General features: G+C 65.2%; 8 protein-coding genes and 1 pseudogene. 6 read left to right on the forward strand and 3 right to left on the reverse strand.

The genetic code is table 11. The features are described from left to right. The coding region (locus EAH84_RS15670; protein ID WP_194150404.1) for a helix-turn-helix domain-containing protein at positions 1 to 206 on the reverse strand (206 nt) is incomplete at its 3' end. A gap of 119 nt (positions 207 to 325) precedes the next feature. Between EAH84_RS15670 and EAH84_RS15675 the strand changes: the two genes are divergently transcribed. The 3 genes from EAH84_RS15675 to EAH84_RS15680 all read left to right on the forward strand — a co-directional run bounded on the left by EAH84_RS15675 (position 326) and on the right by EAH84_RS15680 (position 1,186). Continuing rightward, entirely contained in the window at positions 326 to 646 is a 321-nt protein-coding gene (locus EAH84_RS15675; protein WP_140872902.1) for a hypothetical protein, read from the forward strand. Positions 647 to 818: 172 nt separating this feature from the next. Then, entirely contained in the window at positions 819 to 953 is a 135-nt protein-coding gene (locus tag EAH84_RS16580; RefSeq protein WP_277753742.1) for a hypothetical protein, read from the forward strand. Positions 954 to 997: 44 nt separating this feature from the next. Next, positions 998 to 1,186: a hypothetical protein gene (locus EAH84_RS15680; protein WP_140872903.1), complete on the forward strand. Its 189-nt coding sequence runs from the start codon at positions 998 to 1,000 to the stop codon at positions 1,184 to 1,186. Here the strand turns inward: EAH84_RS15680 and EAH84_RS15685 are convergent. After that, positions 1,135 to 1,404: a hypothetical protein gene (locus tag EAH84_RS15685; protein ID WP_140872904.1), complete on the reverse strand. Its 270-nt coding sequence runs from the start codon at positions 1,402 to 1,404 to the stop codon at positions 1,135 to 1,137. The two genes, EAH84_RS15680 and EAH84_RS15685, sit on opposite strands and share 52 nt — an antisense overlap. Before the next feature lie 219 nt (positions 1,405 to 1,623). Here EAH84_RS15685 and EAH84_RS15690 point away from each other — a divergent pair, with 219 nt between their 5' ends. Genes EAH84_RS15690 through EAH84_RS15700 form a run of 3 tightly spaced genes read left to right on the forward strand, consistent with a single transcriptional unit; the run spans position 1,624 to position 4,196 of the window. Continuing rightward, positions 1,624 to 2,856 carry a molybdopterin-dependent oxidoreductase gene (locus EAH84_RS15690; protein WP_206663990.1) on the forward strand — a complete coding sequence of 411 codons (1,233 nt, stop codon included), beginning with the start codon at positions 1,624 to 1,626 and terminating at the stop codon, positions 2,854 to 2,856. Positions 2,857 to 2,868: 12 nt separating this feature from the next. Next, a complete protein-coding gene (locus EAH84_RS15695; RefSeq protein WP_140872905.1) occupies positions 2,869 to 3,318 on the forward strand; it encodes a hypothetical protein in 450 nt (149 codons plus the stop codon). Further along, the gene (locus EAH84_RS15700; protein ID WP_140872906.1) at positions 3,315 to 4,196 is read left to right on the forward strand and encodes a LysR substrate-binding domain-containing protein; all 882 of its coding nucleotides are present in this window, start codon (positions 3,315 to 3,317) and stop codon (positions 4,194 to 4,196) included. The genes EAH84_RS15695 and EAH84_RS15700 overlap by 4 nt, the downstream gene beginning before the upstream one ends. A gap of 106 nt (positions 4,197 to 4,302) precedes the next feature. Here EAH84_RS15700 and EAH84_RS16255 read toward each other — a convergent pair. Next, positions 4,303 to 4,583, reverse strand: a pseudogene (locus EAH84_RS16255) (chloride channel protein); the annotation flags it as partial.

Genomic DNA, 4,583 nt, shown 5'->3' on the forward strand with positions numbered 1-4,583 from the left:
TCCCGGTGCGACTCGATCCGGCGTGACCGCGTGTCTCCGCCCTGCGGCTTGGCGGCATAGCCACCCGTATTGCGACGCTGGTCGTGCCAGCGGATCACCGTCGAGGCCGCAACCCCGAACCGCCTCGCTGCAGCCCGGCAACTCAGCCCTTCGTCGACCGCGGCCAGTGCCCGCGAACGCAGATCCATTGATAATGGCTTGCCCATCCATGCCGACCTCCATCCAGCCAGCACCCTGAATCAGATCCGCACGCTTATGGGAATCCCTGATCGACTCACATCGGGCGGAATTCGCTCTAGCCGCCGCAGCGGTCGCGAGTGCCGCCGTGACGATCGGCCGCGCGCCGAGTGCGGCGACCTCTGGCGAAGCCCGGGCGCGCGCGATCTTCTGCACGATCGCCGAGCGCACCGGCAATGCGACGTTAGTCACCTTCATTGAGGGACTGAGTGACCGTTTGGCGGTCTTTCGGACCCGAGAGGCCGAAATTATGGAAGACGCGGACGGCGACCTCGACCTGCTCCAAGCCGCTCTGCACGATGCGGCGCAGCTGCGGCGGGCGCTGCGCCGCTATCATCGCCGCCGCCTGGCCCACGCGCCCGAGTTCGTCTGGGCGACGACCGCCAATTCCATTGCGGGCGGTGTCTGACTGGCTGCTGGTGATCGCGACGCCGCCAGATCGGCAGCGTATCGGCTGGGTGATCTCCCACGGAAGCGCAAGACTTCGGCCCAGATCTGCATCGTATCGGCTTTCCTATCCGCAGCTCCGTCCCGAACATTGCAAGGCCGCGAACGGCGCGGCCCATCAATGGAGGCGAACAATGCAGACCATCGACACTCACGAGTTCACCGATCTCGGCGATGCAGTCATCGAAACCAGGGGCTCTGCCATGGCGGGCGTGGTCGATCCCCTGGGCGGTTTTCGGCAAACCGCGGGTTTCTCGGCTGAGGACTGAAGGGCAGCGGCGCGGGCGCAAAACCCCGCGCCGTTCCACCAGCCATGGACGCTGACCACCCTCCCCTTCGCACCGGCTGCATCGTCGGCGACCGGCTGATCGTGCTCGACCGCCGCACCTCACGCTATTTCGCGGTGCCGCACGATAACAGCACGGTGACGCGCATCCCCGCCCCGCCCGATCACCAAGTCGAGCTGCTGGCGCTGAAATCGATTCCCGGCAGCCAGCAATGATGCGGCGTCCACGCGGTGCGGATCGCGGTACCGATCAGGATCGCGAGCACCAGTGCCTGGAGCCACACGCTGCCGAACAGCCGTTGCTCGATCCGGGCCAGCACGAACGCCATGCCGGTCACGCCGATACAGACGGCAAGTCCCGGTATGGTCTTCTTGATGGCATCGCTGGCCTGGACGGGGAACAGAGTAATACGGTTTTGAACGACGGTGGCCATGGTCGCCTCCTTTTGATGACATCAGCCAACAGTATCTGCGCTTGCCGTCGTTATCGCTCGCCAGCTAAATCAATTCCAACGCAATTTTATGGTGGTTCCAATCGGCACAGTTTATAGGTCCGGCCGAGTAAATCGATCGATAGTTACGATCGAAACGACCATGATATTCGGTTGGACCGATCGTTCCCAACGCGTCAAGGTCGCTGCAAGGAGACGAAAATGCCAGAAATCCTGATGACCCGGATCGATCGCCGCCGCGTGCTCCAAGCGTCCGCCCTGGGCGGGATGGCCGCGTTCGCCACCCCTGCGCTTGCGCAAAAGCTCGCTGACCTCGGGCTGCCGGGCGGTCCCTCGTCACGCGAGATCACGACTGCGTTCCCGCAGAAGGGTGCGATGATCCTCCAGCGAACCCGGCCACCGCTGCTCGAAACCCCGATGGACGTGTTCGATACCGGCGTGTTCACCCCCAACGATCGCTTCTACGTGCGCTGGCATTGGGCGGTGATCCCGCCTAGCGTCGACGTCGACAGCTTCAGACTGAAAGTCCACGGCGCGGTCGATCGCCGGCTGTCGATCCCGCTCGCTAATCTGCTCCGCGATCTGCCGCGGGTCGAGATCGCTGCGGTCAACCAATGTTCGGGCAATTCGCGCGGGTTCTTCGAACCGCGTGTGCCGGGCGGCGAATGGGGTCACGGCGCGATGGGCAACGCCAAATGGATGGGCGTGCGGTTGCGCGATGTGCTCGACAAGGCGGGCGTCAAGGCGGGTGCGGTGCAGGTCCGCTTCTCGGGGATGGACGAGCCGGTCGTGCCGACCGGACCCGACTTCAAGAAATCGCTGTCGATCGATCATGCCCGCGATGGCGAGGTGATGATCGCGTTCGCGATGAATGGCGAAGCGCTGCCGCTGCTCAACGGCTTCCCGCTGCGGCTCGTCGTGCCCGGCTGGTTCTCAACCTATTGGGTGAAGATGCTAAGCGATATCGAGGTGCTCACGCAGCCCGACGACAATTTCTGGATGGTCAAGGCGTACAAGCTGCCCGCCAACCACTGGGCCAACGTTTCGCCGACCGACAAGGATTTCCCCACCGTCCCGATCAGCACGATGGTGCCGCGTGCGTGGATCACCAATCTGGTCGACGGCGATGCGGTCGCGGCAACCGATCCCAACTATATCCGCGGGATCGCGATGGGCGGCACGCGCGGGGTCGCCAAGGTCGACATCTCCCCCGATCACGGACGCCATTGGTATCCGACCCAGCTCGGCGCGGAGGAAGGAAAATACGGATTCCGGCGATGGGAGATCACCGCGAGAGTACCGCACGCCGGCCGCATCCCGCTGAGCGTGCGCTGCACCAATGCGAGTGGCGAAACCCAGCCGCTGGCGCAGAACTGGAACCCCGGTGGCTATCGGCGGGCGGGCGTTGAAACCATCACCGTCGTCGCAGCCTGAGAGGATAGCGAAATGAAAACCCCCAGCTTTGGTACCCTCATCGTGATCATCTTCGGTGCCGTGATCGTCGCGCTGCTCGCGGTCGGTGCACCGAACAGCCGCCCGGCACCGCAGCAGGTCGCGACCAACAGCCTGCCGCCCGAACCGACCAGCGTATCAGGCCCAGGCCTCACGCTCGCGTCGGTCAACGTCGAGCTGCACGACGATACCGCGACCTATCCCGACGGCCCGCATGCCGATGTCATCAACGCCAATTGTACGGCATGCCATTCGGCGTCGATGGCGCTGTACCAGCCGCCGCTGTCGGCCGATGCCTGGCACAAGGAGGTCGAAAAGATGCGCGAGACGTTCAAGGCTCCGGTTGCGGAGAAGGACGTCCCAGCGATCGTCGCGTATCTGACCGCGATGAGCGCAAAGACCGCCGCCGCGGGCACCGCGTCCAAGCCCGACGCCGCGCCATGACGCTGGAGCAGCTCCGCCTGTTCGTCGCTGTCGCCGAACGCGAACATATGACGCGCGCAGCGGAGGCGCTCAACATCACCCAGTCCGCGGTGAGCGCGGCGATCAAGACGCTGGAGGAGCGCCACGACATCGCGTTGTTCCATCGGATCGGTCGGCGGATCGAGCTGACCGATGCCGGGCGCGTCTTTCTCGGCGAGGCGCGTGCAGTGCTGGGTCGCGCGGCGAGTGCCGAACGCGCGCTCGCCGAGTTCGGCGGGTTGGAGCGCGGCACGCTGACGCTGGTCGCAAGCCAGACGATCGCGGGCTATTGGCTGCCCCCGTACCTTGCCGCGTTTCGCGACCTGCATCCCGGCGTCGCGGTCACCCTGTCGATCGGCAACAGCGGGGCGGCGGCGGATCAGGTCCGCGAAGGCACCGCCGAGCTCGGCTTCGTCGAAGGCGTGATCGACGACCCCGCGCTGGCGCGCTGGACGATCGGCCACGACGATCTGGCGCTGGTGGGCAAGGACGCCGCGACCGGACTGATCGACGCCGACTGGATCCGATCGGCGCGCTGGGTGCTGCGCGAGGAAGGGTCGGGCACCCGCTCCACCTTCGCCGCCGCGCTTGCCGCGTTCGGGCTGACGCTCGCCGATCTCGACGTGACGTTCACGCTGCCTTCGAACGAAGCGGTCCGCTCGGCGGTCGCCGCGGGGGCGGGCTACACCGTCCTGTCGACGCTGGTCGTCGCGCCGCTGTTACGCGCGGGCACGATCCACCATCTCGCGTTCGCGCTCGAACCGCGACCGTTCTTCGGTCTGCGCCACAAGGAACGCTATCGCAGCAAGGCGGGGGACGCGCTGCTGACGCTGATCGGGAACGACCGCCCGAAAACCTAGGCGCGGCGCTGCTACGCATCATTGAAATTGAACTTGTTCGACGTGTCGGAGCCGAGTCCAACGATCGTTTGAACGAGCGTATGCACCTCGTGGGCTCGCAAAGTGCTCAACGCCGACGCAATCGCCTACTCTCGCCAAAGATGTCGTCTTGCGATGCTTCGAACGCTTCGAAAAAGCGTCGTCGCGCGTGATTTTCGCTGATCACGCCCAGCACCGTGCGGGCGTCGTCGGTCACGACGATCTCATCCGCCGCGACCTTGTCGAATAGCGCCAGCACCGCCTGAATATCGGCTGTCGGCGCAAGCGTCGCATCGGCTAGAGTCGCTATTGCGGAAACGGGCGATCCGCCATCCGCATCCGGATTATAGGCGGCCGCGGTAGGAACAA

This window comes from Sphingomonas oligophenolica, assembly GCF_006438955.1.
Taxonomy (GTDB): Bacteria; Pseudomonadota; Alphaproteobacteria; order Sphingomonadales; family Sphingomonadaceae; genus Sphingomonas; species Sphingomonas oligophenolica_A.

Excerpts from the sequence above, each read along its gene's own strand:
- EAH84_RS15690 (WP_206663990.1), top strand. The coding sequence starts at position 1,624 with ATGCCAGAAATCCTGATGACCCGGATCGATCGCCGCCGCGTGCTCCAA.
- EAH84_RS15680 (WP_140872903.1), top strand. The coding sequence starts at position 998 with ATGGACGCTGACCACCCTCCCCTTCGCACCGGCTGCATCGTCGGCGAC.
- EAH84_RS15695 (WP_140872905.1), top strand. The coding sequence starts at position 2,869 with ATGAAAACCCCCAGCTTTGGTACCCTCATCGTGATCATCTTCGGTGCC.
- EAH84_RS16580 (WP_277753742.1), top strand. The coding sequence starts at position 819 with ATGCAGACCATCGACACTCACGAGTTCACCGATCTCGGCGATGCAGTC.
- EAH84_RS15700 (WP_140872906.1), top strand. The coding sequence starts at position 3,315 with ATGACGCTGGAGCAGCTCCGCCTGTTCGTCGCTGTCGCCGAACGCGAA.
- EAH84_RS15685 (WP_140872904.1), bottom strand. The coding sequence starts at position 1,404 with ATGGCCACCGTCGTTCAAAACCGTATTACTCTGTTCCCCGTCCAGGCC.